The organism is Anaerococcus sp. Marseille-P3915, from assembly GCF_900258475.1.
GTDB lineage: Bacteria > Bacillota > Clostridia > Tissierellales > Peptoniphilaceae > Anaerococcus > Anaerococcus kampingae.
On the sequence record NZ_LT984888.1, the window covers coordinates 580,747 to 607,666 of the forward strand.

Genomic DNA, 26,920 nt, shown 5'->3' on the forward strand with positions numbered 1-26,920 from the left:
ACAAGAGAAATTATTAATTTTGCTAAAAAATAGGTTCATATTATAATAATGTTTTCATCGTACAGTGAAAAAAACATATTAGATAAAATAATAGTATTTTGTTAGTATATAAGTAAGGATGATTATATGAACTCAAGGCAAGAAAAATTATTAAATTTGTTAAAAAAATCTAATAAGAAACTATCGGTAAATGAAATATCAAAAACGTTTGCTGTATCTAGAAGAACTGTCTTTAATGACTTGAATTATTTGGACCATTTACTTGAAACATCGGGCTACAGTTTGATGAGATTAGATGATGGCGTGATGTTGGAAAAAGATGATTCTAGTAAAAGGCAAGAAATTGATATTGAAGATTTTTATTCTTCGAATAGAAGATATGATTTGTTTAAAAATATTCTATTCGCAAATGAATTAAATATAGATGATTTGTCAGAAAAACTTTTTGTTAGTGAATCAACAATTTTAAATGACATAAATTATATAAACGAAAAATATATTAAGGATTTGTCAGCAAGTTTATTAATAAGCAATAATGAATTATATATAGATGGTGATGAATTAAGTATCCAAAATTTATATGTAAGATTTAATGAGTTGATTTTTAAAAAATTAAGATTAATGCTAATTGAATCTAAAGATTTATATAGAAATTATTATTTGTTTTTATCAGATGTTTATGGCGAGCGGCTTGTAAAAAAAGTTAAAAGTGTGCTCTACTCATATTTGACAAATAACTCCCAAGTTTTAGCAGAGTATTATTTTGATAATATTATTAATTACTTAATTGTTTTAGTATATAGAAAGACAGATCTAAATGAAGTTAATAATATTGTAAATATTGATTCGATAATAACGAATCAAAATTCAGATGATATTTTAAAGATGGTTGAATGCAATTTCGGAATTATATTTTCAGAGTCTGAAATTAATTATTTTTACGATATTTTAAGAGCAAATAATATAAAAGTTAAAAACTCATACGATAAAAATGCTGTTGAAGACTTAGTTGAAATATTTTTAAAATCATCTGGTGAACTCTTAAAGTTAGATTTATCGAAGGATCCTATACTAGTTGAACAACTTAATAAACACTTTCCTTCTATGATTGAAAGATCGAAAAATAATATAAGAATTGACAATCCATTTATAGATGAGATAAAAAATGAATACACTACTTTGTTTAATACTATCTGGATGATTGTGATAATGAATCGAGGGATTTTTGACTTTGATTTAAATGATGACGAAATTGGACTCCTGACTATTTATTTACAATCATCCTTAGATAGAAATAAAATAGTCCAAAAAGTAATTCTCCATATAGTAAGTAGATATTATGACACTGGTTTTATTATTAATAGAATAAAAAAAGTGCTACCAACTGTCGATATAGAAGTGCTTGAAGGTGACTTTGATTTATCTAAAATCAAATGTGACATGATAATAACAACCAGTGACAATATAACTTTTGGAAATATTCCTTTTGTAAAAATAACCCCTGTTGTAACAGAAAGAGATTTAAAAAACATAAGCAATAAGTACAATTCAACTATTTTTAAAAACACAAAGTATAAACAGTTAAACGGTAAGCACAAAATATTTGATATTATTAACAATTATTTCAGACCAGAATTTATTCATTTTAATAAAAATTTCAGTAATCGAGATGAAATGATGAATTTTGCACTGAATGATATGTTGGAGAAAGATATTGTTGATATAAATTATATTGAAAGTATTTTTGCAAGAGAAAAAATGGGAAGTACTGCACTTAATTATATGATATCGACACCTCACGGAAACCCTAAATTTGTTAAAAGCAGTTGTATATATACAGTTATTAATAAAAAACAAGTAGGTTGGGAGAATGATAAAGTAAGCATTATGTTTATGATGAATATAAGTCAAGGTGATATAGAGAACTTGAGAACATTATTCAATTTTATTTACGAAATATCTCAAGATAAAAATTTGATTGATGAATTAATAAAGACTCAAAGCTATCAAGAATTTATAGAACTACTAAGGAGGACAATACTATGATAGAAAAGAAACTGATATTTGTTGACAAAGATTTAAAGAGCAAGGATGAGGTTTTTAAATTTGTTTCAAACGAGGCATATAAGTTAGGACTTATAGAATCAAAAACTGATTTTATAGATAAATTATACTATAGGGAAGAACTCATGAGTACATCATTAGATTTTAATTTAGCAATTCCACATGCAAAATCTAGCACTATAGTGCATGACTTCATTTCATACATTAAATTATCTAATGATATTATGTGGAATGAAACTGATGAAGATTTTACCAATCAAGTGTTCTTAATAGCGGTAAGTGAAGGGGGGAGTAATAGGCATTTAAAGTATATAGCAGAAATTAGTAAGAAAATAATTGATGATGATTTTAGAATGAAGTTAAAAAATTCTAAAAGTGTAGAAGAAATTTATGAATTATTAAAAAATCAGGAGGAAAAATGAAAATAGTAGCAGTAACTGCATGTATTACAGGAATCGCACACACCTATATGGCACAAGCGGCCTTAGAAAAAGAGAGTAAAAAAAGAGGATATGAAATACTAGTAGAAACACAAGGTGGTATGGGTGTTGAAAATGAGATAAGCCAAGAAGAAGTGGATGAAGCGGATGTTGCAATTTTAGCTATCGCTGTTGGCATCGAGGGTGAAGAAAGATTTGATGAAAAGAGAGAATCTGGAAAAATATTAGAGGTTGATCCGTCAGATGTAATAAAAAATCCTGGAGCTATATTTGACGAGTTAGAAAAACTATTATAAGGAGAATACTATGAATAAAAAGAGAAATATATGGGATGAAATAAAAAAGGCGTTTAGTACCGGAATATCTTATATGTTACCTGTTGTAGTTGTTGGAGGTTTATTCTTAGCTATAGCCTTAGCAAGTGGTACTCCAACAGATGAAGGAATGAAAGTTACAAATACATTCATGAAAAACTTAGAAATTATAGGATCATCAGGATTCGCACTAATGGTACCAATATTGGCTGGCTATATATCATACTCTATAGCTGGAAAGCCTGGATTAATACCGGGAATGGTAACAGGATACATCGCAGCTAATCCTATAGGTGAACCTGCAGTATCGACTGGATTTTTAGGCGGTATGATTGTTGGTATTTTATCAGGCTACATTTCAGATTGGATAAAAAAATGGAAAGTTTCTGCTTCAATTAAGCCTATAATGCCTATACTAGTGATTCCGCTCTTATCTACATTCTTAGTATCAATGGTTTATATATATGTACTTGCTAAACCATTGTCTCTACTTGTAGTTGGTCTTACAAACCTATTAGGAAGCCTACAAGGTAGTAGTGCATTGTTAGTTGGATTCATAATAGGAGCTTTTACAGCTATAGATATGGGAGGCCCAATCAACAAGACAGTTTCTGCCTTTACCCTTGCTTTAATGGCTGAAGGTGTATATACATTAAATGGTGCCCACAGAATAGCCGTAGCTATACCACCACTAGGAGTTGCTTTATCAGTATTTTTATCAAGAAAAAAATATAGTGAGGATGATAAGGCAATGGCTATAAGTTCAGGAATAATGGGATTATTTGGTATTACTGAGGGTGCAATACCATACGCAGTAAAAGACTTGAAAAGGGTAATTCCAGCTATAGTTATAGGATCGGGAGTCGGAGGAGCAATAGGGATGCTAAATAATGTAGAAACTCTTGTTCCGCATGGTGGCTTTATTGTACTAGGTGCAGTTAATGGAAAATTATGGTTCTCACTAGCAATAATAATAGGGTCACTAGTTACAGCACTGATACTTCATATTTTAAAACCGGATATTGAATAAGACAAATGAAGATAGAATTTTAATAATAGGAAAGGAATTAATAATGAACATAAAAATTAACGATTTTATTAAAGCAAATTTAAATTTATTAAAGAAGAATGAAGGAGCAACTCTATTGGGAATAGGACCGATGTCAGAAACTATGATAAGGGCATCTCTAGAACTTGCTAATGAAAAAGATTTTCCACTAATGTTTATAGCCAGTAGAAATCAGGTAGATAGCGATGAGTTTGGTTCTGGCTATGTTAATGGTTGGAACCAAGAAAGATTTGTAAATGATATAAAGAAAATTGCTGACGATATAGATTTTAACGGACTATATTATTTTTGTAGGGACCATGGCGGACCATGGCAGAGAGATGAGGAGAGAAATGCACATCTTGAAGAAGATGTTGCTATGGAGCTAGGAAAAAAATCCTATTATGAAGATATTAAAAATGGATTTGATTTGTTGATGATAGACCCAACAAAGGATCCTTTTCAAATTGGAAAGGTTATACCTCTAGATGTTGTATTATCTAGGACTGTTGAATTAATAGAATATTGCGAAAAAACTAGAAAAGAACTAGGTGTTGGTGAAATTAGCTATGAAGTAGGCACTGAGGAAACTAACGGAGGTTTAACAACAACAGAGACATACGAAAAGTTTATTAATCAACTCAATGAAGAGCTTGATAAAAGGGACCTACCTCATCCAATATTTATTGTAGGTCAAACAGGAACTCTAACTAGAAAAGCTGAACAAGTTGGACATTTTGATTATAATAATGCAAAAGATTTAGCTAATATGGCTTTTAAGTATAATGTTGGGGTTAAAGAACACAATGGCGACTATATGACCTACGAAGACCTTATCAAGCATTTACCATCACACGTAACAGCAACTAATGTTGCTCCAGAGTTTGGAACTGTTGAAACTGGTGCTATTAAAAAGTTAGCAGAATTAGAAAAGTTTGCACATGAAAAAGGCTTAATTGACAGTGTAAGTGATATTGAAAAAGTAATAACCACTAATGCTGTAAAATCAAGAAGATGGGAGAAATGGGTTTCTGATGAATTTAAATCGATGGAAACTGAAGAAATCTTAAATAATGTAGACCTATCAAATGAGATTTTCACATTGGGCGGCCACTATACTTTTAACGACGAAGATGTTAAAAACGAAAGAGAAAAATTAATTAAAAATATAAATTCTATAGGATTAGATGGTGAAAAGTTTATAAAAGAAATAATCAAAGAATCTATTAATAGATATGCTGTTGGATTCAACATGATTGGAATTACAAGCAAAGTAAGAAATGAACTTAAAAAATAAAATAAAATTAATCATATTTGATATGGATGGCTTAATGTTGGACACTGAAATAATACATTTTAAAACCTGGCTTATGTATGCTGAGAAATACGGATTCAAATATGATATAACTAAAAGACACCGTTATGCTGGAATGACAGATAAGCAGGTTTTGACGGCTCTAAGTGATGATATGGGGGATGCTGAAAAAGCATCCCAGATGAGATATGAAATATTAGAAGAAAGAAAGAGAATATTCTCAGATCCTAAAATATCTCTAAAAAAGGATGGTCTAATTGAATTGTTAGATTACCTAGATTCAAACGATATTTTATATGCAATAGCTTCGTCTAGTGGAAGAGATAGAATAAATAATTTGCTAGAAAAAGAAGGGATTCTTGAAAGATTCAATGTGATAGTATCAGGTGAAGATGTTAAAAAATCAAAACCTGCCCCTGATATATTCTTAAGAGCGTTGGAAATTGTAGGAATTTCAAAAGAAGAGGCCCTAATATTAGAGGATTCAGAGAATGGTTACATTGCGGCCAAGGATTCTGGAATAAATTATATGATAATTCCAGATAGCTCATTTGAGTATAACGACCTAAGCGTAGAAAGAACATATAAAAATTTATTTTCTGTAATAGATGTACTAGAGAACATTAAGGAGTAAAAATGAAATTTTTCTTAGACACAGCAAACGTAGATGAAATAAAAAGAATAAATGACCTAGGTCTTTGTGATGGGGTAACAACCAATCCATCTCTAATCAAGAAAGAAGGCAGAGACTTTAAAGAGGTAGTAACAGAAATAGCTTCCTTTGTAGATGGACCAATCTCAGCAGAAGTAACAAGCTACGACTATGAAAACATGGTCAAAGAAGCTCGTGACATAGCAAAATGGGCAGAGAACATCGTAGTAAAAATCCCAATGACAGAAGACGGCCTCAAAGCAGTAAATACCTTATCCAAAGAAGGCATCAAAACCAACTGCACCCTAATCTTCTCAGTAAGCCAAGGTCTCATGGCAGCTAAGGCAGGAGCCACCTACATCTCACCATTTGTAGGAAGAATCGATGATATGGGAGAAGATGGAATTAGACTAATATCAGAACTTAGAGAAGTTTTAGACATCTACGGCCTAGAAAGTGAAATAATAGCAGCATCCATCAGAACCAACAAACACCTAGAAGGATCAGCCCTAGCAGGCGCTCACATAGCAACAATCCCAGGCTCAATCTTTGAAAAACTATGGTCCCACCCACTCACAGATGCTGGTATAGCAAGCTTTAAAAAAGACTGGGAAGCATTTGAAAATAGAGGAAAATAGGTGGGGAAATGACAGGAAATAAAGATATACAAGCGATAGCAGCCATAAGAAGCCTATCCCTAGCTCAGATAGAAAAGGCAAACAGTGGCCACCCAGGCATCTGCATGGGAGCAGCTCCAATGATTTATTCTCTATGGAATAAATATCTGAATGTAAATCCAAAAAATCCATCATACTTCAATAGAGATAGGTTTGTCCTATCAGCAGGCCACGGGTCTGCCCTACTTTACTCAATGATCCACCTAGCAGGTTACAATCTACCAATAGAAGACCTTAAAAACTTTAGGCAAATAGGATCAAAGGCCCCAGGCCATCCAGAAAGACTTGACACAGAAGGGGTAGAAGTAACAACAGGACCACTTGGTCAAGGTATAGCAAACGCAGTAGGCATGGCCCTAGCAGAAAAGCACATGGCAGCAGTCTATAACAAAGAAGATTATCCAGTAATAGACCACAAAACCTACTGCTTATGTGGGGACGGAGACCTAATGGAAGGCGTATCCTACGAGGCGATGAGCCTGGCAGGTCACTTAAAATTGTCAAAATTAGTAGTACTCTATGACTCAAATGACATCTGCCTAGATGGAAAACTAAATACATCCTTCTCAGAAAATGTAGAAGCAAGAGTCAAGGCCCAAGGCTGGAACTATATAAAAGTAGAAGATGGCGAAGATTTAGAAGCAATAGGCAAGGCCATAGAAAAAGCCAACAGCCAAGATGAAAAACCAAGCCTAATAGAAATAAAAACAATCATAGGTTATGGTTCAGCAAATCAAGGTACAAACAAGGTTCATGGGGCACCATTAGGCAGCGACGACTTTGCCAAGGCCAAAGAATTTTATAAATGGGAAAACAAGGACTTTGAAATCCCAGAAGAAATTTATGAGACCTTCAAAGAAGACCTAGGCAAGAGAGGCCAAGAAGCAAATAAGGCCTGGGATGATTTAATGGAAGCCTATAAAAAAGCCTATCCAGAAGCTTATCAATCTCTAATAAATGGTATAGAAAGAAAATTAGACGATAATTTCTTTGACAAGATAAGAAAATACTCAGCAGAAGATAAGGCCCTAGCATCAAGAGCATCAGGTGGAGAAATCCTCCAAGACCTAGCCAAAAATAACCAAAATATCTGGGGAGGATCAGCAGACCTCTTTTCATCAAATAAGACAGATATAGTAGGCTCACCATCCTTTAAGGATGACCCAGCAGGAAGAAATGTTTGGTATGGAGTAAGAGAATTTGCCATGGCAGCTATAGGCAACGGAATCATGGCCCATGGGGGAAGCTTCCACCATGTATCAACTTTCTTCGTATTTGTAGACTATGTAAAGGCAGCACTAAGGCTATCAGCCCTATCCAAACTACCTCTAACCTACGTCTTCACCCACGACTCAGTAGCAGTAGGAGAAGATGGACCAACCCATGAACCTATAGAACAACTGGCCATGATAAGGGCAATACCAAATGTAATCGATCTAAGACCAGCAGATGCCAACGAAGTAAGACTAGCTTGGAAAATAGCCCTAGAAAGTAAGGAAAGCCCAACAGTCATAGCACTATCAAGACAAAATCTAGAAAATCTAAAGGCGACAGAAAATTTAGAATCAATAGATAAGGGAGCCTACATCATAAAAGAAGCAAGCAAGGAAATACCAGATGGAATCTTTATAGGAACAGGTTCAGAAGTATCCCTAGCCATCAAGGCTGCAGAGGTTCTCGAAAAAGAAGGTCAAGCCATAAGGGTAATATCAATGCCATCAATGACCCTCTTTAGAAAACAAGATGCAGCTTACAAAGAAGCCCTTCTTCCAAAAGAAGTGAAAAATAGGGTATCTATTGAAATGGCTTCATCCTTTGGTTGGGCAGAATGGATCGGAGATAAGGGACTAAATATTGCCATAGATGACTTTGGAATCTCAGGCCCTGGTGACTTAGTAGCAGAAAAACTAGGATTTAGCGTAGAAAATATTGTCGAAAAATATAAGGAAAAATATTTATAGGTAAATCACTCCTTTCAAAATGACCTCAACCCCAAAATCCGCAAGGCGGATGGAGGGGTTTTTCCTTTATAATGAAAAAATCTCATCCTAGCATATAATTATATAAATGAAAGAGAGGATTTATGAATAAAAGTGCAATTTTACATTTAAGTGAAAGCTTTATGGCCTATGCCATAGGTGAAGACGAACTAAATATAAGGTTGAGGGCTGGTAGGGAAGATGAAGTCGATGTAAGCCTGCTTTACACATACAAATTTGACTACCCGCACAGCTGGCAGGAAGCTAATATGGAGAAGACCTTTGTCGATGAGCTTTTTGCTTTCTATGAGATAAATATAAAAATAAAAGATAAGAGATTTGCCTATATTTTCAAAATAGAAGAAGCTAATAAGACTTATTACCTAAGTGAATATGGACTCGAAGAGACTTATGATCTTGATAATTTTTACTTCACATCATTTCATATGCCATATATCAACGAGGCAGATATTTTTAAGCCAGTCGAATGGATGAGGGATGCTGTATTTTATCAGATTTTTGTCGAGAGATTTAATAGGGGGAATTTTGACAAAGATGATACCTATATCAATCAAAAATGGCTAGACTTGCCATCTCCAAAGTCTTTTGCAGGTGGCGACCTTAGGGGAATTACTGAAAAACTAGACTATATTAAAGAATTGGGTATCAACTGCCTTTATCTGACTCCGATTTTTAAGTCACCGACCAACCACAAGTACGATATAATTGATTATTTTGAAATTGATCCGCATTTTGGTGATAAAAAAGACTTTAAAAAGCTTGTCAATAAGGCCCATGACTTGGGTATAAGGATTGTCCTAGATGCAGTTTTTAACCACATGTCCCACCTAAATCCTATCTTTGAAGATGTGAGGGAAAAGGGAGAAAAATCTAAATATAACAATTGGTTTTATATTGATGGAGATAAGGCTGATATAGAAAAGATAAATTACCAGACCTTTGCCCATGTTTATAATATGCCCAAGCTTAGGACTTCAAATAAGGAGGTCCAAGATTATTTAATAAAGGTAGGCAAGTATTGGATTGAGGAGTTTGATATAGATGGCTGGAGACTTGATGTGTCAGATGAGGTTAGTCATGATTTTTGGAAGAGATTTCGTAAGGAAATCAAAAGTGCCAAGGCTGACGCTGTAATAATTGGTGAAAATTGGCATAACGCTGAGACTTTCCTAAGAGGTGATGAATTTGATTCTATAATGAATTATGCCTTTAGTAAAATAAGCCTTGATTATTTTACTAAAAAGATTGATGCAAAGAAAGCAAGTGATTGTTTTAATATGGTTCAGATGAGAAATAGAAATCAGGCAAACATGATGATGCTAAATCTACTTGATACCCATGATACACCTAGATTTATTACAGAAATAAATGGGTCTAGGGATAAACATTTGGCAGCGATAGCTTTAAGCGTTGTGTATATGGGAGCTAACTTAGTCTATTATGGAACAGAAATTGGCCTAGAAGGCAAGGGAGACCCAGATTGCAGGAGATCTTTCCCTTGGATTAGTCTAGAAAAAAACATATCCTATCTGGAAAAAATCAAGGAAATTTTAAGTATAAAGGGTCAAAAAGTTATAAGAGATGGCAAGATTAAAATTTCAAGCAAGGATGATATTTTATTAGTCGAAAGGTTTGATTGCGAAAGCAAGCTAAGCCTTGCTATAAATTTGGGCAATGATCTAGATTTTGACCTAGGTGATTCAAATATCCTAGCAGCTAATAAGTATGAGGATAAAAAGTTAGGGGAAAATTCCTTTGTAATTTGGGACTAAGGAAAAATTATTTAATATTTTAAAAGATAGGCGAAGGTCTGTCTTTTTTCTTTGCCTAGAAAAGGTAAGATTAATAATTAATAAGATAAAAAATAAGGAGTATTTATGGAAAATGATCTAAGCCCTGATAAAATTTTACCAAGGGCGATTGATACTTATTGGAAAAAATCTCAATTGCCAATCAAGAAAACAATGATTTTAGCTTTTTTTGCAGGCATCTTTATAAGCCTAGCGGCAGTGGCTTCTAGCCTTGCCTCAGCCCACTTGCTTGCAAGTCCTGAGACCTTGCCTATGGGTAAACTTATCCAAGGCCTTGTTTTCACACCAGGTCTAATCTTTGTCATGGTCGCAGGCGGTGAGCTTTTTACTGGCAATTGCCTGATGGTCTTTGCTCTCTTGGACAAAAAAACCACCCTTAAGACCATGCTAAAATCATGGCTTTTAGTCTATTTGGGAAATTTTATAGGGGCTCTTTTTATAGTAATTCTGATCTCTCAATCAGGCCAGTGGATTATGGGAGATGGGCTTGTTGGAGCAAGGACAATTTTAATAGCCAAGGCAAAAATAGACTTATCCTTTAGCCAGGCCCTTATCCTGGGGATTTTGGCCAATTTTTTGGTGTGCTTGGGTGTTTGGATGGGAATTGGTGCCAAGTCTTATGGGTCAAAGCTAATAGCTGGATTTTTCCCGGTGCTAATATTTGTTCTTTCAGGTTTTGAACATAGCATCGCCAATATGTATTATATACCAGCAGGAATTATGGCTAAAAATATAGGAGGTCTTGCGGCAAAATCTGGACTAGGTCAAGAGGCTCTAGCTAGTCTTAATATTTCTAATATGGTTTTTAAAAACCTCCTGCCAGTTACACTTGGCAATATCATAGGCGGGGCCATCCTTGTTGGGATTTTGTACTTTTTAGCCTATAGGAAAGAGGCTTGATATGGAAAAAGATATAAAATCAACTAGGAGATTCTACCATACAATAGCAGAACCAGGATTTTTGGAATTTAGGACAACAATTAACATCATAAAAAACCTAAAAGAAATCGGGGTCGATGAGATAAGATTTGGAAAAGAAATCCATAGCCCTGCCTACATGTACGGCAGACCAAGCCCTAAACAAACAAAGGCCTACGCAGCCACAATAGATGAAGATGTCGATTTCGATATTTCAGAAATCCTAGAAGGTTACACGGGAGCAGTGGCAAAAATTTATACAAATAAGCCAGGCCCAAATATTGGTTTTCGTTTCGACATAGATGCCCTAACAATTAGAGAATCTAAAGAAGAATCCCACAGGCCAGCAAAAGAAGGCTTTAGGTCAAGAAATGATAAGACCTGCCATGCCTGCGGCCACGATGGCCACTTAACAATTGGCTTATTTTTAGGAAAATGGCTTGTAGATAATAAGGAAAACCTAAAGGGCACCTACACCCTAATCTTCCAACCAGCCGAAGAGGGCCTAAGGGGAGCAAGGTCTATGACAGAGGCAGGAGTAGCTGATGATTTAGACTATTTATTTGCAGGTCATTTGGGCATGGGTGTAGAAGATGGGAAAATCTGCGTTGGGACAGGAGGATTTCTATCATCCACCAAACTAGATATAATATTTAAGGGCCATGCCTCTCACGCAGGTGCCCTCCCAGAAGAAGGAAAAAATGCCAACCTAGCTGCAGCTACAGCCACCCTAAATCTCCACACCCTAACCCAATTTTCAACCGGCATGGCCAGGATAAATGTAGGAGTAATAAGGGGAGGTTCAACCAGAAATTCAGTATCAGATAGGGCAGTCCTAGAAATGGAAACCAGGGGAGAGCCAGAAGCCATCAACCTGACCCTGGTAAAAAGAACCTACGACATAGTAGAAGGAGCGGCCAAAGCCTTCGATCTAGCCTATGAAATAAAAACAGTAGGATCGGCCCCAGCTCTTTTAAAGATAGAAAGTGAATTTTATAAAGAAATAAACGATATGCTAGGAAAACGAGGCTACAAGACCTTCCTAAATGGCAAATTTAAAGCCTCAGAAGATGTAGTCTACTTCATAAACAAAGTAGAAGAAAATGGAGGCAAGGCAGTCCACTTCATATTCGGAAGCAAACTAGCAGCAGGACACCATAAGGATAGCTTTGATTTTAATGAGGATACTTTGGAAGAGGCCTTGGGAGTTTTTAAAGAAGTTATAAGATATTTAAACTGATATTTATCCAAGATAAAGGGATTTTAGGGGAGTTTCCCCTAAGACCCCTTTTTTTATTATCCAAGATAATATTATTATTTACTTTAATTCTTCGTAATGTAATCTCATAATTAATTATATTTATATACTATTGAATCTTCGTAGTAAGGGGAGGCCCAAGGACCCTTTCGCATGGGTCCTCATCGGCCTCCCCTTAAACCCCTCCCCGTTACACCCCACAAGCGACTCCTTAGCGGAGTGCGGATAGTGAAGCTTGCCTTCGGCAAGCCACTCTTTTTAGACAGAACTCTTCGTAATACCTATTCTAATTCTAACTGATTTTGACATTCCGATGCCTAAAAATCTCAATCTAGTCCACATTTATGTTTTGTATATACTCTACATCTCAGTAGTTACAGAATTTTAATTTTAACTCGTGCGTCAGGAGATTTTCTTAACGGCATCTACATTTACAAAATCTCCCGGCCTTGGGAGATTTGTTCTGTATTCTGAGAGGATATTAACGTCATAGTAGTTATTAGGCTCGTTTGCTTTCGCAAACATTGCGATAAATGGGTCTAAAATACTAATCTATTGGGAGATTTAAAATAAAAAGTCACCGTAAAGAAAATCACACTGACAGCCATACTTAAATAATAATTTTGTTAATACTAAGATGACAAGTAATTACAAAAATACAATTTGGACTAGATTGTGATTTTTAGGGGACTTTTGATTTTAAATCAGTATGAATAAAGCTAGATGAATACGAAGTAATCCACCATAATAAAGAAGATTTTTGAAAAAAATCTTCCTGTTTCGCACTCCGCTAAGGAGCCGCTTGGAGGGTGTAGCGAAGAGGGGGGGGTAAGGGGGAGAGCGGTGAGGGAACATGCGGAACGTTCCCTTGGCTCTCCCCCTTTGGCGAAGTCATCAGCTTGATGACAATCATTTATTATGTGATAAAATAACGAAGAAAAATACTAAATAATAATAATTCATTAAAAAATGAGAAAAAAAGGGGATTTTAAAAGGGGCTTAGGCCCCTTTTCCTATAAATCTTTTGGTTCTTTTATTATAAAGGATCCAATGATGAAGGTTGCTGATAAGATTGCTGTTGCCATTAGGGCAGTTTTTTCTCCCGCTGAATGCTCTATCATTACTATTATCTGATAGGCTATGGTTTCTAGGATATAAACTAGGGACCAATAGACGCTCATGATTTGGGTTAGTTTTTCTGAATACATACCTGGGATCTCTTGTGGGATTAAGACGAAGTTTGTTAGTGGTACATACATTATTGTTCCCAAAGCAAGGGCTAGGATTGTTGAAAGTGTCGCATTTGTTGAATTTATTAGGGCTATGGCTATTATTGTTGTAAGGATGCCTGATATTTTTAGGGTTGGGACTCTTTTAATTGATTTTTTTGCTACTATTATTGATAAGAGAGTACCGATTAAAGCTCCTGTTGTAAATAGGGTTGAAATTTTACTGGCAGGTATTGGCGAAAAGTTGGTGTTTGGGAAAATATTTAGCATGACCATATATAGGGTCAAGTGGCCAAAATACATGGTTGGCATGATTATGGCGATTTTTTCCTTAAAGGCATCTTTTAGGTTAAAGTCTAGCCCATCACTTGTTTTTGTTGATGAAATTTCAAAGTTTTCACCAAATATTAGCCAGAGGGCGAAGATTATAAAAGATACGATAGCAAAAGCTACTAAGGCCCACCTACCAAGTCCTAATAATTTTATGATTGGTCCTATTAGAAGGAGAGCTAGGATTGATCCTACATTGTAGGATACGTTATTTAGGGCATTTACCACTGGTCTTTGATCTGGGTGGAAGTAATTTACTACTACAGGTGAGAAGTAGACTACAAAAAGTGCTCCTCCAAATCCCATTATAAATCTTCCTATTAGAAAAACAGGAAAGGACTGGGATAAGGCTGCAAGCATGGCCCCTGCTGGTATTAAGAGGGATGCTAGGCCTATAGATTTTTTGGGAAATAGCTTGGCAAAGATTGTAGCAGCTATCAGGTTGCCCAAGATTTTTGCTACAGTTACCACATTATTTATAAGGCTAACTGCGTGAGGGCCTTCCACATTAAAGAAATTTAGGATATTGGGTGTAAGTTTTGAACCTGCTATCCAGTTGACTGCGAAAAATGCGTAGGCTAAGAACATAAGTCCTTCAATAATTACTGGTTTAATTTTTAAATTTTTTTGCTCATTCATTTTTAACTCCTTATTAAGATAATTATACCCATTTTCAAATGAATTTTATCGGTCTTGACGTATGATAATTTTATGATGAAAATATACAAAGAATTTAATGAAGATTTAATAAAATTTATTGATGCATCGCCTCTAAACTATTTCGCAGTTAAAAATGCTAGCGAAATTCTAGAGGAGGCTGGCTTTAAGAGGCTTTCTGAAAAAGAAAATTGGGAATTAGGAAGGGGAAAATACTATGTAATTCGTGATGATTCCGCTCTTATAGCCTTTGAAATAGGAAAAGACCCAAGGGAGGGCTTTGAGATAATAGGATCTCACACCGATAGCCCAACCTTTAAAGTCAAGTCTAATCCAGAAATAGGGACAAATGGCTATTTAAAGCTAAATATAGAACCTTATGGGGGCATGATTCATTCAACCTGGCTTGATAGGACCCTATCTCTAGCAGGAAAGGTTGCCTACAAGGAAGGCGATGAGATTAAATATTCTCTTGTAAATATTGACAAGAACCTTTTGACTATTCCAAATGCAGCCATCCACATGAATAGGGAAATCAACAAGGGCTATGGTTATAATCCTCAAGATAAACTTTATCCTCTTGTAAAAACTATCAGCGATGCGCTTGAAGCGGATGGATTTATTCTTAAACTTCTTGCTGAGGACCTGAAAATAGATGAGGATGCCATCCTTGACTTTGACCTAGGCCTTTATGATAGGCAAGCTGGGGCGATAATAAATGATATGGTTCAAGTAGGAAGGATTGACAATCTCGGTTCTGTCCACGCTTCTCTTAGGGCTCTTGTGGATTCTAAAGAAGGGGCCAATAAGATGATTATCTTAAATGACAATGAGGAAATCGGATCAAGGACTAGGGGAGGAGCGGCTTCTAATTTCTTAAAGGCTGTGCTTAAGAGAATTGCCCTCAAATCAGGCCTTGATGAGGAAGGCTACCAAATTATGGTGGAAAATTCTATGCTAATTTCAGCCGACCAAGCCCACGCCATTCACCCATCTTATCCAGAATATTCTGACCCAACTAATATTGTAAAGATGAATGAGGGACTAGTAGTAAAAATCGCTGCAAATGGAGCCTATGCATCTTTTGTTGAAACTAAGGCAAGACTTTTTGACCTAGCAAATAAATTGGGTCTTAAGCTACAGACCTTCCACAACAGAAATGACAAGACAGGTGGGTCAACCATTGGGCCAATCACAACTACAGTTCTTGGACTAAAGACCATAGATGTGGGCATACCAATGCTTGCCATGCATTCTATTAGAGAGCTTTGCGGCATGAAAGACCATTACGAGGCTTACGAAATATATAAGGGATTTTTTGAGGAGATTTAAATGGCAATAGTAGAAGTAGCACTTGTGCCACTTGGCACCAAGGAAACATCAGTTAGTAAATATGTAGCAGAAGCAGAAAAAATCCTAAAGGATGAGGGCTTAAAATATAAGCTAAATCCTATGGGAACAGTAATTGAGGCGGATTGTGACAAGGCCTTTGCAGCCATTAGAAAGATGCAAGAGTCAGTATTTTCTAAGGGAGCAGACAGGGTTTACACAGTTATAAAAATTGATGACAGACGTGATAAGAAAGCCTCTATGGAACAAAAAATAAAATCAGTTGAAGATAAGCTATAAAATTTAATTAATAGAAATTTTCCTTTAAATAGGCCTACTTACTTAAGCTAGTTAGGATTAATATTTTTTCTAAAGAGAGTGTCTATTTTTAATTCAATTTTATTATTAACTGATGATGTATTTGTAATAGTTTTTAAAAACAAATTGTATTAGAAAAAGCGTCAATAAACCCGATTAATTAACGGATTTATCGACGCTTTGGGGCCTATAGAGCCCCTATTTTTTTGTTGATTTTTATTTTAATTTAAGAGCAACTTCAAATTCTCTTTTTGCTTTTTTAAATAAGAATTCTCCATTACGTACTGATGAAAGACATTCAGCCCTATTTCTTATTGCCTCAAATTCATTTGGTGCATCAAGAACTATGAAGTTAGCTGGTTTTCCTTCATCAAATCCATATTCGTCTTGAAGGTACATTGCTTTTGCTCCATTATAAGTTACAAGGTCAAAGTCCTTATCAAAGTCCTTTTCGCCCATTAGTTGTGCAAGATGGATTCCATTATCAAGGATATTCATTAGGTTTCCATTGCCTGCTGGGTACCAAAGGTCGACTATAGAGTCTTGAGCAAAGCATACATTAATACCATTATCTACAAATTCACGAACTCTTGTGATACCACGACGTTTTGGGTATGAATCTTGGCGGCCTTGTAAGAAGGCATTTTCTGTTGGAAGGGAGACGAAATTTAATTTAGATTTTCTAAATAGTCCCATCATTCTAAAGGCATATGAATCATCAGCTGATCCAAAGGAACAAGTATGACTTGCTGTTGTTTTTTCAGCAATACCCTTCATCATTGCTTCTGCATTTAATACTTCTACAAATCTTGCCATAACATCATCAGTTTCATCACAGTGAACGTCAATAAGTTTGTCATGTTTTACTGCAAGCTCAACAATTTCTTTTAGTGACTTTTCTCCAAGTTCACGGCTCCATTCGTTGTGTGGAATTCCACCAACAACTTCGCAGCCAAGTTCAAGAGCTTCTTCAACTAAATCTCTTCCTGTTTTGCCATCTTCTTTATATGAATACATACCATTTTGTGGGAAGGCAACAACTTGAATTGTACACTTATCTTTTAATTCATCACGCACTTCAAGAGCAGCCTTTATTCCTGTTAGGTTAGGATCAGTACAGTCAGTTTGAGCTCTTATATATTGAGTACCATAGGAAAGACAATCTTCTACTGCTTGGTAAATTCTATTTTTCATATCTTCTTTTGTTACTCCCTTTTTGAAGTCATTCCAAAGGTCGATTGCTTCAAAAAGTGTTCCTGATTCATTTTTAACTTCATCAGTCTTACCAATCATGTAGTAGTCTAGGTGAAGATGGGCATCCACATATGGTGGAATAACAAGTTTTCCATCTAAATCAATAACTTCATCTGCATCTTCCAGATTGTTTCCAAATTTTGAAAACTTTCCATCTTCAACTAAGATTTCAGATGAATCTCCATGACCATAAACTTTTGCATTAATAAATTTTTTCTTCATAATATATTCCTCCTAAGAAATTTTAAATAATTAAGCCATTGTCTTCTTTGATAAAATCGTTACAATCAAACCTACTCCTAAGATTGTAGTCATTAGGATAAGTAGATTATTAATATTTCCATTTGCAAGTATTGCTCCACCTAGTGAACTTGCAACCATTATTGAAAAATTAAAACTTGCAGATTGTAATGACGTAGCAACTGCTGATGCGTTTGGTGGCACTTGTCTTGCAACTGCTGTTTGATATAAGGTAACTAAGGCTCCAAAGCCAATTCCCCATAGGATAAATCCTAAGTGAACCATAAGACTAATTGATGAAAAGACACTAAAAAATATAAAGGCTAGGCAAGATGACGCTAACATTAAAAGGCAAAGTATCTTTATATGCTTATCAATAATTTTTCCTGCAATAAAAACAGATAAGATTGAACCAATTCCAAAAAGAACTTGGGCAAATCCAATTCCTCCACTGTAATTCATTGAATCAACCAAATTTGTGATATATGTGTAAACTCCGTAGTTAGTTACTACTGATATAAAGGTAAGTAAGATAATAATAAGCACGCCTTTATTTTTGATAAGAGTAAGAGGTGAGTTTGCCGCAACTCTTTTTTCTCCAGAAACTTCTGGCAACATGAAATTACTGCCTAGGGCAATAAAAATAATAAGAATTGCAATTGCTAAAAATTCAACTCTCCATCCAATATTTGTACCAATAAATGTTACAAGCGGAAGACCTAAGCTCATACCAAATGTCGTACCACTCATAATAACAGCGACTGCCAAGCCCTTATGTTCATCATCAACAAGCTTCATTCCGTAAGCCGCAATCATTGGCCACAAAACTCCAGCACATATTCCACCAATAACTCTTCCGACAATGGCAATACCATAACTAGGTGCAATACCTACTAAGATATTACTTAGAGCAAAGCCTATTAGTAAACCAAGCAAAAGCTTCTTCCTGTTAAATTCAACAGTTGCAGATATTAATGGAATTGCAAAAATCGCACTGGCTATTGCATAAAAACCAACTAAAGTACCAGCTTGTGCTTCTGATATACCAAGACCAGTCATAAGCTCTGGCAAGATTCCAGACGGCACTAATTCAGACAAGATTGCCATAAATGTTACACTTGCCATAAGTATAAAAGTTGGCCAATGAAAATTTTTCTTTTCTACCAAATACATAACCTTCTTTCTATAATTTTGTTCATAATTATTATATAACTATGAACGTAATAATTATACAGTAATACAAATAAAAAAGCAAGGCCTGCACTCATAAATATCGCATATTTACACGTGACAAAGGTTTGCTATAATTACTATAATTATTCTCTAATTACAAAGTTTGATGAAAATTTATAAAATATCAATTTAGTTTTGTTAGAAAATCAAATTCGCTAAATTTATAGAAAGCTTATCGAAAGTTAATTTTAATAAAAGAAGCCTTGCGATATTTGCAAGGCTCTTTTAGACTTTAAATTAGATTTGACCAATCATTTTTAAGATAATTTGGGCAATAATAGATGAACCTATGTAGGTACCCAAGATTACGAAGATAGAAAGTATGATGATTTTTGGTCCGGTTTTCTTTAGCTTGTCTAGTTTTTAACCTGTGTAGATACCTGCGTAGGCAAGGATTGGTGTACAAAGGGTTGTGAAATCTACATTTTCTGTATGGTAGCTGATAAAGCCTGATATGGGAAAGGCTGGGATTATGACTATTCCTAGGGCTATGATGTGCAGTTTAAATTTTTTTATTTTTTTCCTTCTTTCAAATACCTATAAGCAACTTCTGCAAGGATGCCAGTTCCTATATAAAATGTGCTTTCTTCTACGTCGAATTTTGAATTGTGGTGTGGGTAGATTTTGCCATCTTTGTTTTCTTTAAGATTGTTAAGGGATAGGAAGGTACCTTTGGCTTCCTTTAGGAAAAAGGAAAAGTCTTCACCACCCATAGATGGATTTGCTATCTCTCTAACTTTATCTTTACCAAGTAAATCAGTGGCAATATCTTTAACATAGCCTGTAAAGTCATCGTCATTTATAAGGCTTGGGTAAAATCTCTTGTATTCGAGGATTCCCTCGCACCTAAAGGCCTTGGCTGTATTTTCTACAATTTCTGCCATTCTTTTTTCCATAAAGTCTCTGGTTTCTTCGTTGAGATTTCTAACTGTACCCTCCTCCCAAACCTCATCTGGGATGATGTTTTGGCAGGTGCCGCCATGGATTTGGCAGATAGAAATGAGTGAAGACTGGGTTGGGTCAAGCTCTCTTGAGATAATCTTTTGCAGACCCAAATTAATTTCACTAATGGTTGCAATCGGGTCAATAAAAGAATCCGGTCTTGCCCCGTGGCCACCGTGGCCCTTCACCCTGATGATAAAGGCATCCATAGAGGCCATCATCGGGCCCTTTTTGTAGGCTATAGTGCCTTGGGGTAGATTACCAAAAATTCCGCCTTCATGAAGGCCAATTACTCTGTCTACCTTAGGATTTTCCATACATCCTTCATCAATCATTGGCTTGGCACCGCCAGGGATTTCTTCACCTGGTTGGAAAAATATCTTGACTAGGCCATCTAGCTTATCTTCATTTTCCTTTAAAATCCTGGCAGCCCCAAGAACCATGGCTGTGTGGCCATCGTGACCGCAGGCGTGCATACAGCCTTGGTGGGTCGATTTAAAATCAAGGCCAGTTTCTTCTGTGATTGGTAGAGCGTCCATATCAGCCCTGATGGCAATACATTTGCCCTTGTAAGTACCAATCTCAGCCACTATGGCATTGCCATTTACCAATTTTTTGTAGGGGATACCTAGAGATTTTAGTTCTTCTTCTACATAGGCCACTGTCTTTGGTAAGTTTAGTTCAAGTTCTGGAATCTTATGGAGATTCCTTCTATCCTTGATGATAGTTTCTTCAATTTCTTTGGCTAGGTCTAAAAAATTCATACAAGCTCCTTATAATTAATTAGTATACAATCATTTTATACTGATTCAATAAAGTGATATCTTATTATTGTAAATCTAAAATTGAATAACTAAAATTAGCATTAAAATTTTATTTAAGTATACTGTCCATAGGACATAGGAAATTTTTTTTAGAAAACATTGTTAAAAAAATATCCATGTGTTATAATAGTAATAAATAATTTTCCTAAGGAGGAGAAATGAAAAAATCAAAAACACTTTTGACTCTACTTTTAGCAGGTCTAATGATGACCTCTTGCGGTGGTGCTAAAGAGGCAGAGCAAAAGACAGAAGGAAAGAATGAAACACAAGCAGAAGAAAGACCACTTACAGTAGCCATGGCTACAGAGATTGACTCTCTTGATCCATTCAATGCTACAGCAGGGGATACCAAGACTGTGATGGATCAAATCTTTGATGGCCTACTCGATGTGGATGAAGATGGTAATCTTGTGCCAGATTTGGCAGAATCTTACGAGATTTCAGAAGATGGCCTAACCTACACTTTTAAACTCAAAAAAGGTGTTAAATTCCACGATGGTTCAGATTTTACAGCAGATGATGTTTACTACACTTATGATAAGCTTTCTGGCCTATCATCTGGCGAGCCTATGTCATCTAAATTTGCAGCTATCAAAGAAATGAAAGTAGTATCACCTACAGAAATTACCATGACCCTTGATAAGGTAAATAATTCCTTCATCTACCTACAAAACCAACCAATAGTCAAAAAAGACTATGAAGATAACCAAACTAAGCCAATTGGTACAGGTCCTTACAAGTTTGTTTCCTACACACCAGGCGAGGGCATGGTTATGGAAAGATTTGATGACTACCATAGAGCTGATCACACAGCAAAGATTAAGCAAGTAAATGTTGTAAGGGTTGCTGATAACCAAGCCCTAGTTATGGCCTTAAATAACAAGGAAGTGGACCTTGCTTCAAAGCTTACAGCAGATGAGCTTGAGCAAGTAAAGGATAATACAGATTCATATTCTCACCCACAAAACCTAGTCCAACTTCTCGGTCTAAATAATGGTATCAAGCCATTTGATGATATTAGAGTAAGACAAGCTATAGCCTATGCTATCGATAAGGATGAGTTAATAGAAACTGTTGCAGGGGGCAAGGCAACAAAGATTTACTCTTCATTCTCACCAGCCCTTAAGGACTATTTCAATGACCTTGGCGAGCTCTACCCAACAGATGTAGAAAAGGCTAAGGAATTATTAAAAGAAGCAGGTTATCCAGATGGAATTTCCTTTAAGATGACAGTGCCAAGTGACTACAAATTCCACATGGACACAGCAGAATTAATCCAAGCCCAACTTAAAAAGGCAAATATAAACGCAACTATAGACCCAATCGAGTTTTCAACTTGGCTAGATAAGGTCTACAAAAATAAAGATTATGAAACAACAATAGCAGGATTCATAGGCTACACAGACCCAATTAGAGTCCTTGATAGGTATGTTTCAACATCTGATAAGGACTACCTAAACTATGTTTCAGAAGATTTTGATAAGGCAATCTCAAATGCCATGGCAACTTTAGATAGGGATGAGCTTATCAAAAATGTAAAAGACGCCCAAGAAATAATAGCCAAAGATTGTGCGGCAGTATTTTTACAAGACCCTAACGACAACATAGTCCTAAATAATGCCTACACAGGTCTTAAGACCTATCCAGTCCAAAAACTAAATCTAGAAGATATAAGCTTAAAATAATGACAAAATCAATAATAAAAAAGATAGTTTCGCTTATCATGACCTTGTTTTTTGTCTCACTTCTCATATTTTTTGTATTTCAGATAATAGGGGGCAATCCCGCTGAAATAATCTTAGGAACTGAGGCAGATCCACATCAACTCCTAGCTCTTGAAAAAGAGCTAGGTCTTGATAAGCCTATCTTTGAAAGATACATAAATTGGATTTTAGGGCTTTTTAGACTTGATATGGGCATGAGCATCAAATACCAAATCCCTGTTAGGGAGCTTTTTTTTAAGAAGCTACCTGTAACCATGTGGCTTACCTTTTATTCATTGATCTTATCAATAATAATAGCCATCCCCCTATCAATACAAATTACAATGAAGGCTGATAAGTGGTATGCATCGATAATTACTGCGGTGACCCAACTTGGGATTTCAATTCCATCCTTTTGGCTAGCATTTTTGCTAATCCACTTATTTGCAGTAAGACTCGGCCTATTTTCAACCCTGTCTTTTAATATAATGGGCGGAAGCTTTTTGGATAAGCTAAAGAATTTCTTCCTCCCATCCCTTGCCATTGCAATACCAAATGTGGCAACCATAATTAGGTACATGCAGGCGGCCCTTCTTGATGAAATCAACAAGGACTATGTAAGGACAGCCAGGATGAAGGGGATGGAACTTAAGGAAATCTTATACAAGCATGTCTTAAGAAATGCCTTAATTCCGGTAATCACAGTTATTGGAATGTGCCTAACATCAGCAGTTGGCGGATCGCTTATAGTAGAAAACGTATTTTCCCTACCAGGAGTAGGTTCTCTAATTGTAGCCTCAATTAGCTCCAGAGACTTCCCACTTATCCAGTCGGTAGTACTTGCGGTGGCATTTTTGGTAATCTTTATAAATCTTATAATTGATATAATTTACGGCCTAGTTGACCCAAGGATTCGAGGTGGCAGATGATTAAAGAAAATAAAAATTCGATAAGGATTGGCAAGGCAATCATTGGCCTTTATTTTATAATCCTTATTATTTCAATATTTTGGACACCTTATGACCCAAATAAGGTAGATACATCTATGAAGCTCTTATCACCAAGCCTAGCCCATCCTTTTGGGACAGACAATATGGGAAGGGATATCCTATCTCGCCTAATGGAAGGGTCAAAATACGCCCTCATCCTTTCCTTTGGAACAGTATCCCTAGCCCTTTTCCTAGGTTCAATCATAGGGGCAAGTGCTGGATATTTTGGAGGAGCTGTTGATGAAGTTTTGATGAGATTTATAGACTCACTCATGGCCTTTCCAGGCATTTTATTTGCCATGATGCTTGTAACAGTATTTGGAGCTGGGGTTATGAATACCATCCTTGCCATTGGAATTATGTCAGTTCCTTATTTTGCAAGGGTTGTAAGGAGTGGATTTTTGCAGGTTAAAAACGCTCAGTTTGTAAAATCTGCAGTTGTTAAGGGGGCCAGTCCTCTTTATATAGCCATCAACCACATCCTTCCAAATATCAAAAACCAACTCATGGTAGCTATTGTCTTATCAGTATCTCAGGCAATTCTTGCCGAAGCAGGACTTTCCTACTTAGGCCTTGGAGTTAGGCCACCAAACCCATCTTGGGGCAGGATGCTAAAAGAAAGTCAAGCCTATTTTAACCAGGCACCTCACTATTTCATCTTCACAGGTATTTGCCTAAGCCTAGTAGTATTGGGCTTTACCCTTTATGGAGAGAAATTCAGGTCAGAAAGATTGAAAGAGAAGGCAGCAAGATGAAAAAAATCCTAGAAGTAAAGGACCTAACAGTAGCCTTTAATACTGTTAATGGAGATAAAAATGCAGTCAACCACATATCCTTTGACCTTTTTGAAAATGACTTTGTAGGCTTAGTTGGAGAAAGCGGCTGCGGCAAGACTGTAGCAACCCAGACAATTCTTGGAATCCAGTCAAAAGATGCTATAATAAAGTCAGGTTCTTGCAAGCTTCGTGATATAGAAGTCCTTGGCCTATCTGATAAGGATTGGAAAAAATACAGGTCTAGAAATATAGCCACAGTCTTCCAAGAACCAGGCTCAGCCCTAAATCCCTTAATGAAAGTGGGGGCCCAAATCGAAGAAGTCCTAAAAATCCACTACGATTTTGATAAGAAAAAACGCCAAGACCTTGTATATAAAACTATGGAAAATGTAGGTCTTAGGGATGTAGAAGACTTATATAATAAATATCCCCACGAGCTATCAGGCGGCATGCAGCAAAGGATAGTAATCTGCATGGCCCTAATTGCAAATCCAAATGTCCTCATAGCAGATGAGCCAACCACAGCTCTAGATGCCAAGGTCCAGGCCCAAATAATTGACCTCTTTAAAGACCTAGGCCACATCTACAAGGGAGCAATCTTATTTATAAGCCACGACTTAAACCTAATCGACAGGATTTGTAAAAAAGTCATGATCATGTATGCAGGAAGATTGGTTGAAAAGGGAGACACAAGAGATGTAATAGATAAGCCCTTCCATCCTTATACCAAGGCCCTCCTAAAGGCAGTGCCAAATTATAAGAAAAGGGGAGAGGCCCTTTACAATATCAAAGGCCATGTACCAGATTTAAAAAATAGGTCAAATGAAGGATGTCCATTTGCAGATAGGTGTGACCACACCATGGAAATCTGTAAGAAAGCTTACCCAGCAGCCTACATCAAAGATGGGCGTGAAGTTCATTGCCACTTATACGGAGATCAAAATGACTAGTATCTTAAAAATAGAAAATATAAGCAAGGTATATAAGGATTCTGCTATCCTATTTAGAAAAAAGGACAACCTAGCTCTAGATAAGGTTAGCTTTGACATAAAAAGAGGAGAAATCTTTGGCCTAGTCGGTGAATCTGGCTCAGGCAAGACCACCCTATCAAACATCATCCTAAGGCTAATAAAGGAAACAAGCGGCAAGGTATATTTTGAAGATAAGGACATAACAAGCCTAAGCAAGGAAGAACTTTTAGCCTACAGGAAAAAGCTCCAGGTAGTCTTTCAAAATCCCTACCAGGCTCTAAATCCCAAAAAAACCATAGGCTTTTCCATCAGGGAAATCCTTAAAATCCACAAGGTTTATACAGAAGAAGAAGGGGAAAAAAAGATCAGGGACATCCTAGAAGAAATAGAGATGGAAAGCGATGTGCTAGATTATTATCCAGGCAACCTATCAGGCGGCCAAAAGCAAAGAATAGCCATAGCCTGTGCCCTAATAATAGAGCCAGAGTTTTTAATCATTGACGAAGGGGTCTCTGCCCTAGATGTATCAATCCAGGCTCAAATCCTAAACCTAATTAAGAAACTTCAAAAAACCCACAACTTCACCTGCCTCTTCATCTCCCACGACTTAAACGTAATAGCCTATCTATGCGACAGGATAGGAGTCCTCTATAAGGGAAGGTTAGTAGACCTATTCGAAACCAAAGATCTAGCAAGCCAAGATAGGGATGACTACACAAAAGAACTTTTTAAGTCGATAAAAATATAAAAACTAAGCCTCCAATTTTTGGAGGCTTTAAAAAAACCCAGCTAAAGGGCTGGGATATTTTTATTTCAACAAATTCATCCTTCTAGCTGCCTGGTATAAAAATATGCCGAGGATTGCGTTTATTGGCATGGCTACTAGGACTACTGGGTAGGATGGGATGAAGAGATTTAGTTGTTTAGTCATGCTTAGGGCAAGGGTTAGAAACATTGTTCCTGAAACCATTGTTCCTAGGGCAAAGATTAGGATTATCTTTGGGATTGAGAAGTTTTTATTCATTGCCTTTATTAGGTAGAAGACTACTAGGCTTGTGATTATTTTTTCGATGAAGTTTGGGATTTGACCGCCTGGAAAACCTGTTGTTAGGGCACTCATGATTCCTCCGGCGACTCCTAATAGTAGGGCTTCTTTGACATCTTCTACTATCATAAGGGAGATGAACATCATTGATAGGAGAAAGTCTGGCTTGACTCCAAAAAATATTCCTGGCACCATGAAATGAAGGACTAGTCCTAGGGCCATGAAAACTGCTGATATGGTTAGATTTCTTGTTTTGATTGTATTTTGTTTTTGCATTATTTTACCTTTCTTTTCTTTTAATTAGGGGAATAAAAAAAGCTCACTCCTAATATATAGGAGCGAGCCTTAGCCCACGGTGCCATCCCTCTTGTCTAAAATTAGACATCTTTAGATACATACATATCCTATCCCTGTAAGGTGAGAAGCACCCGCTGGCTACTATTTTGATTCACCATTGATCTGTTAGATCCATTCACAAAAAATCTTACCTTGCAATTCTCATCTACCATTTACTTTCTGTTGGTTTAATTATTTGCTACTATTTCTAACTACGATTTATATTGATACTATAATACACTAAATT

The 26,920-nt window shown here is 36.2% G+C and carries 23 protein-coding genes; 18 read left to right on the forward strand and 5 right to left on the reverse strand.

Translation table 11 applies throughout. The features are described 5' to 3' along the window. Nucleotides 1-126 precede the first annotated feature (126 nt). From C8269_RS10255 to C8269_RS10305, 11 genes are all read left to right on the forward strand, one after another. Complete coding sequence (locus tag C8269_RS10255) at nucleotides 127-2,046, forward strand: BglG family transcription antiterminator (protein ID WP_106461686.1); 1,920 nt, start codon at nucleotides 127-129, stop codon at nucleotides 2,044-2,046. Further along, on the forward strand, nucleotides 2,043-2,486 hold the full coding sequence (locus C8269_RS10260; RefSeq protein WP_106461688.1) for a PTS sugar transporter subunit IIA: 444 nt from the start codon (nucleotides 2,043-2,045) through the stop codon (nucleotides 2,484-2,486). Before C8269_RS10255 ends, C8269_RS10260 begins: the two co-directional genes overlap by 4 nt. Continuing rightward, nucleotides 2,483-2,800, forward strand: a complete 318-nt coding sequence (locus C8269_RS10265; protein WP_106461690.1) for a PTS fructose transporter subunit IIB — start codon at nucleotides 2,483-2,485, stop codon at nucleotides 2,798-2,800. Before C8269_RS10260 ends, C8269_RS10265 begins: the two co-directional genes overlap by 4 nt. Nucleotides 2,801-2,810: 10 nt before the next feature. Further along, nucleotides 2,811-3,848, forward strand: a complete 1,038-nt coding sequence (locus C8269_RS10270; RefSeq protein ID WP_106461692.1) for a PTS fructose transporter subunit IIC — start codon at nucleotides 2,811-2,813, stop codon at nucleotides 3,846-3,848. A 43-nt stretch (nucleotides 3,849-3,891) separates the two neighbouring features. Then, on the forward strand, nucleotides 3,892-5,163 hold the full coding sequence (locus C8269_RS10275) for a class II D-tagatose-bisphosphate aldolase non-catalytic subunit (protein WP_106461694.1): 1,272 nt from the start codon (nucleotides 3,892-3,894) through the stop codon (nucleotides 5,161-5,163). Further along, entirely contained in the window at nucleotides 5,147-5,815 is a 669-nt protein-coding gene (locus C8269_RS10280) for an HAD family hydrolase (protein ID WP_106461695.1), read from the forward strand. The genes C8269_RS10275 and C8269_RS10280 overlap by 17 nt, the downstream gene beginning before the upstream one ends. A gap of 2 nt (nucleotides 5,816-5,817) precedes the next feature. Continuing rightward, complete coding sequence (gene fsa, locus C8269_RS10285; protein WP_106461697.1) at nucleotides 5,818-6,471, forward strand: fructose-6-phosphate aldolase; 654 nt, start codon at nucleotides 5,818-5,820, stop codon at nucleotides 6,469-6,471. An 8-nt stretch (nucleotides 6,472-6,479) separates the two neighbouring features. Further along, nucleotides 6,480-8,471, forward strand: coding sequence for a transketolase (gene tkt / locus C8269_RS10290; protein WP_106461699.1), 1,992 nt, complete (start codon nucleotides 6,480-6,482; stop codon nucleotides 8,469-8,471). Nucleotides 8,472-8,593: 122 nt separating this feature from the next. Beyond that, nucleotides 8,594-10,282, forward strand: coding sequence for a glycoside hydrolase family 13 protein (locus tag C8269_RS10295; protein WP_106461700.1), 1,689 nt, complete (start codon nucleotides 8,594-8,596; stop codon nucleotides 10,280-10,282). Between the two features lie 105 nt (nucleotides 10,283-10,387). Then, nucleotides 10,388-11,221 (forward strand): formate/nitrite transporter family protein, encoded by an 834-nt coding sequence (locus C8269_RS10300; RefSeq protein WP_106461702.1) that lies wholly within the window; start codon nucleotides 10,388-10,390, stop codon nucleotides 11,219-11,221. A 1-nt stretch (nucleotide 11,222) separates the two neighbouring features. Next, a complete protein-coding gene (locus tag C8269_RS10305; RefSeq protein WP_106461704.1) occupies nucleotides 11,223-12,479 on the forward strand; it encodes an amidohydrolase in 1,257 nt (418 codons plus the stop codon). Nucleotides 12,480-13,510: 1,031 nt separating this feature from the next. Here the strand turns inward: C8269_RS10305 and C8269_RS10310 are convergent. Beyond that, nucleotides 13,511-14,695 carry an MFS transporter gene (locus C8269_RS10310; protein ID WP_234025883.1) on the reverse strand — a complete coding sequence of 395 codons (1,185 nt, stop codon included), beginning with the start codon at nucleotides 14,693-14,695 and terminating at the stop codon, nucleotides 13,511-13,513. Between the two features lie 75 nt (nucleotides 14,696-14,770). On the opposite strand from C8269_RS10310, the gene C8269_RS10315 reads away from it, so the two are divergent. Further along, a complete protein-coding gene (locus tag C8269_RS10315; RefSeq protein WP_442778143.1) occupies nucleotides 14,771-16,045 on the forward strand; it encodes a M18 family aminopeptidase in 1,275 nt (424 codons plus the stop codon). Further along, nucleotides 16,046-16,342 (forward strand): MTH1187 family thiamine-binding protein, encoded by a 297-nt coding sequence (locus tag C8269_RS10320; protein WP_106461708.1) that lies wholly within the window; start codon nucleotides 16,046-16,048, stop codon nucleotides 16,340-16,342. 234 nt (nucleotides 16,343-16,576) lie between these two features. Here C8269_RS10320 and C8269_RS10325 read toward each other — a convergent pair whose 3' ends face one another. The 3 genes from C8269_RS10325 to C8269_RS10340 form a co-directional block, all read right to left on the reverse strand. Continuing rightward, entirely contained in the window at nucleotides 16,577-17,836 is a 1,260-nt protein-coding gene (locus C8269_RS10325; RefSeq protein WP_106461710.1) for an amidohydrolase family protein, read from the reverse strand. Between the two features lie 30 nt (nucleotides 17,837-17,866). Further along, entirely contained in the window at nucleotides 17,867-19,027 is a 1,161-nt protein-coding gene (locus tag C8269_RS10330; RefSeq protein ID WP_106461711.1) for an MFS transporter, read from the reverse strand. A 572-nt stretch (nucleotides 19,028-19,599) separates the two neighbouring features. After that, on the reverse strand, nucleotides 19,600-20,793 hold the full coding sequence (locus C8269_RS10340) for a M20 metallopeptidase family protein (protein ID WP_106461713.1): 1,194 nt from the start codon (nucleotides 20,791-20,793) through the stop codon (nucleotides 19,600-19,602). 218 nt (nucleotides 20,794-21,011) lie between these two features. Here C8269_RS10340 and C8269_RS10345 point away from each other — a divergent pair, with 218 nt between their 5' ends. The 5 genes from C8269_RS10345 to C8269_RS10365 are packed head-to-tail and all read left to right on the forward strand — an operon-like array spanning nucleotide 21,012 to nucleotide 26,040. Next, on the forward strand, nucleotides 21,012-22,538 hold the full coding sequence (locus tag C8269_RS10345) for an ABC transporter substrate-binding protein (RefSeq protein ID WP_106461715.1): 1,527 nt from the start codon (nucleotides 21,012-21,014) through the stop codon (nucleotides 22,536-22,538). Further along, the gene (locus C8269_RS10350; protein ID WP_106461717.1) at nucleotides 22,538-23,485 is read left to right on the forward strand and encodes an ABC transporter permease; all 948 of its coding nucleotides are present in this window, start codon (nucleotides 22,538-22,540) and stop codon (nucleotides 23,483-23,485) included. Before C8269_RS10345 ends, C8269_RS10350 begins: the two co-directional genes overlap by 1 nt. After that, on the forward strand, nucleotides 23,482-24,300 hold the full coding sequence (locus C8269_RS10355; protein ID WP_106461718.1) for an ABC transporter permease: 819 nt from the start codon (nucleotides 23,482-23,484) through the stop codon (nucleotides 24,298-24,300). Before C8269_RS10350 ends, C8269_RS10355 begins: the two co-directional genes overlap by 4 nt. Beyond that, nucleotides 24,297-25,271, forward strand: coding sequence for an ABC transporter ATP-binding protein (locus C8269_RS10360; protein WP_106461720.1), 975 nt, complete (start codon nucleotides 24,297-24,299; stop codon nucleotides 25,269-25,271). Before C8269_RS10355 ends, C8269_RS10360 begins: the two co-directional genes overlap by 4 nt. Next, nucleotides 25,264-26,040, forward strand: coding sequence for an ABC transporter ATP-binding protein (locus tag C8269_RS10365; protein ID WP_106461722.1), 777 nt, complete (start codon nucleotides 25,264-25,266; stop codon nucleotides 26,038-26,040). Before C8269_RS10360 ends, C8269_RS10365 begins: the two co-directional genes overlap by 8 nt. 60 nt (nucleotides 26,041-26,100) lie before the next feature. Here the strand turns inward: C8269_RS10365 and C8269_RS10370 are convergent, their stop codons facing one another. Beyond that, nucleotides 26,101-26,613, reverse strand: coding sequence for a tryptophan transporter (locus C8269_RS10370; RefSeq protein WP_106461724.1), 513 nt, complete (start codon nucleotides 26,611-26,613; stop codon nucleotides 26,101-26,103). Nucleotides 26,614-26,920: the final 307 nt, after the last annotated feature.

What these genes read in the sequence shown, in the direction of transcription:
- C8269_RS10255 (WP_106461686.1), top strand. Translation starts at nt 127, where the DNA reads ATGAACTCAAGGCAAGAAAAATTATTAAATTTGTTAAAAAAATCTAAT.
- C8269_RS10260 (WP_106461688.1), top strand. Translation starts at nt 2,043, where the DNA reads ATGATAGAAAAGAAACTGATATTTGTTGACAAAGATTTAAAGAGCAAG.
- C8269_RS10265 (WP_106461690.1), top strand. Translation starts at nt 2,483, where the DNA reads ATGAAAATAGTAGCAGTAACTGCATGTATTACAGGAATCGCACACACC.
- C8269_RS10270 (WP_106461692.1), top strand. Translation starts at nt 2,811, where the DNA reads ATGAATAAAAAGAGAAATATATGGGATGAAATAAAAAAGGCGTTTAGT.
- C8269_RS10275 (WP_106461694.1), top strand. Translation starts at nt 3,892, where the DNA reads ATGAACATAAAAATTAACGATTTTATTAAAGCAAATTTAAATTTATTA.
- C8269_RS10280 (WP_106461695.1), top strand. Translation starts at nt 5,147, where the DNA reads ATGAACTTAAAAAATAAAATAAAATTAATCATATTTGATATGGATGGC.
- fsa (WP_106461697.1), top strand. Translation starts at nt 5,818, where the DNA reads ATGAAATTTTTCTTAGACACAGCAAACGTAGATGAAATAAAAAGAATA.
- tkt (WP_106461699.1), top strand. Translation starts at nt 6,480, where the DNA reads ATGACAGGAAATAAAGATATACAAGCGATAGCAGCCATAAGAAGCCTA.
- C8269_RS10295 (WP_106461700.1), top strand. Translation starts at nt 8,594, where the DNA reads ATGAATAAAAGTGCAATTTTACATTTAAGTGAAAGCTTTATGGCCTAT.
- C8269_RS10300 (WP_106461702.1), top strand. Translation starts at nt 10,388, where the DNA reads ATGGAAAATGATCTAAGCCCTGATAAAATTTTACCAAGGGCGATTGAT.
- C8269_RS10305 (WP_106461704.1), top strand. Translation starts at nt 11,223, where the DNA reads ATGGAAAAAGATATAAAATCAACTAGGAGATTCTACCATACAATAGCA.
- C8269_RS10310 (WP_234025883.1), bottom strand. Translation starts at nt 14,695, where the DNA reads ATGAATGAGCAAAAAAATTTAAAAATTAAACCAGTAATTATTGAAGGA.
- C8269_RS10315 (WP_442778143.1), top strand. Translation starts at nt 14,771, where the DNA reads ATGAAAATATACAAAGAATTTAATGAAGATTTAATAAAATTTATTGAT.
- C8269_RS10320 (WP_106461708.1), top strand. Translation starts at nt 16,046, where the DNA reads ATGGCAATAGTAGAAGTAGCACTTGTGCCACTTGGCACCAAGGAAACA.
- C8269_RS10325 (WP_106461710.1), bottom strand. Translation starts at nt 17,836, where the DNA reads ATGAAGAAAAAATTTATTAATGCAAAAGTTTATGGTCATGGAGATTCA.
- C8269_RS10330 (WP_106461711.1), bottom strand. Translation starts at nt 19,027, where the DNA reads ATGTATTTGGTAGAAAAGAAAAATTTTCATTGGCCAACTTTTATACTT.
- C8269_RS10340 (WP_106461713.1), bottom strand. Translation starts at nt 20,793, where the DNA reads ATGAATTTTTTAGACCTAGCCAAAGAAATTGAAGAAACTATCATCAAG.
- C8269_RS10345 (WP_106461715.1), top strand. Translation starts at nt 21,012, where the DNA reads ATGAAAAAATCAAAAACACTTTTGACTCTACTTTTAGCAGGTCTAATG.
- C8269_RS10350 (WP_106461717.1), top strand. Translation starts at nt 22,538, where the DNA reads ATGACAAAATCAATAATAAAAAAGATAGTTTCGCTTATCATGACCTTG.
- C8269_RS10355 (WP_106461718.1), top strand. Translation starts at nt 23,482, where the DNA reads ATGATTAAAGAAAATAAAAATTCGATAAGGATTGGCAAGGCAATCATT.
- C8269_RS10360 (WP_106461720.1), top strand. Translation starts at nt 24,297, where the DNA reads ATGAAAAAAATCCTAGAAGTAAAGGACCTAACAGTAGCCTTTAATACT.
- C8269_RS10365 (WP_106461722.1), top strand. Translation starts at nt 25,264, where the DNA reads ATGACTAGTATCTTAAAAATAGAAAATATAAGCAAGGTATATAAGGAT.
- C8269_RS10370 (WP_106461724.1), bottom strand. Translation starts at nt 26,613, where the DNA reads ATGCAAAAACAAAATACAATCAAAACAAGAAATCTAACCATATCAGCA.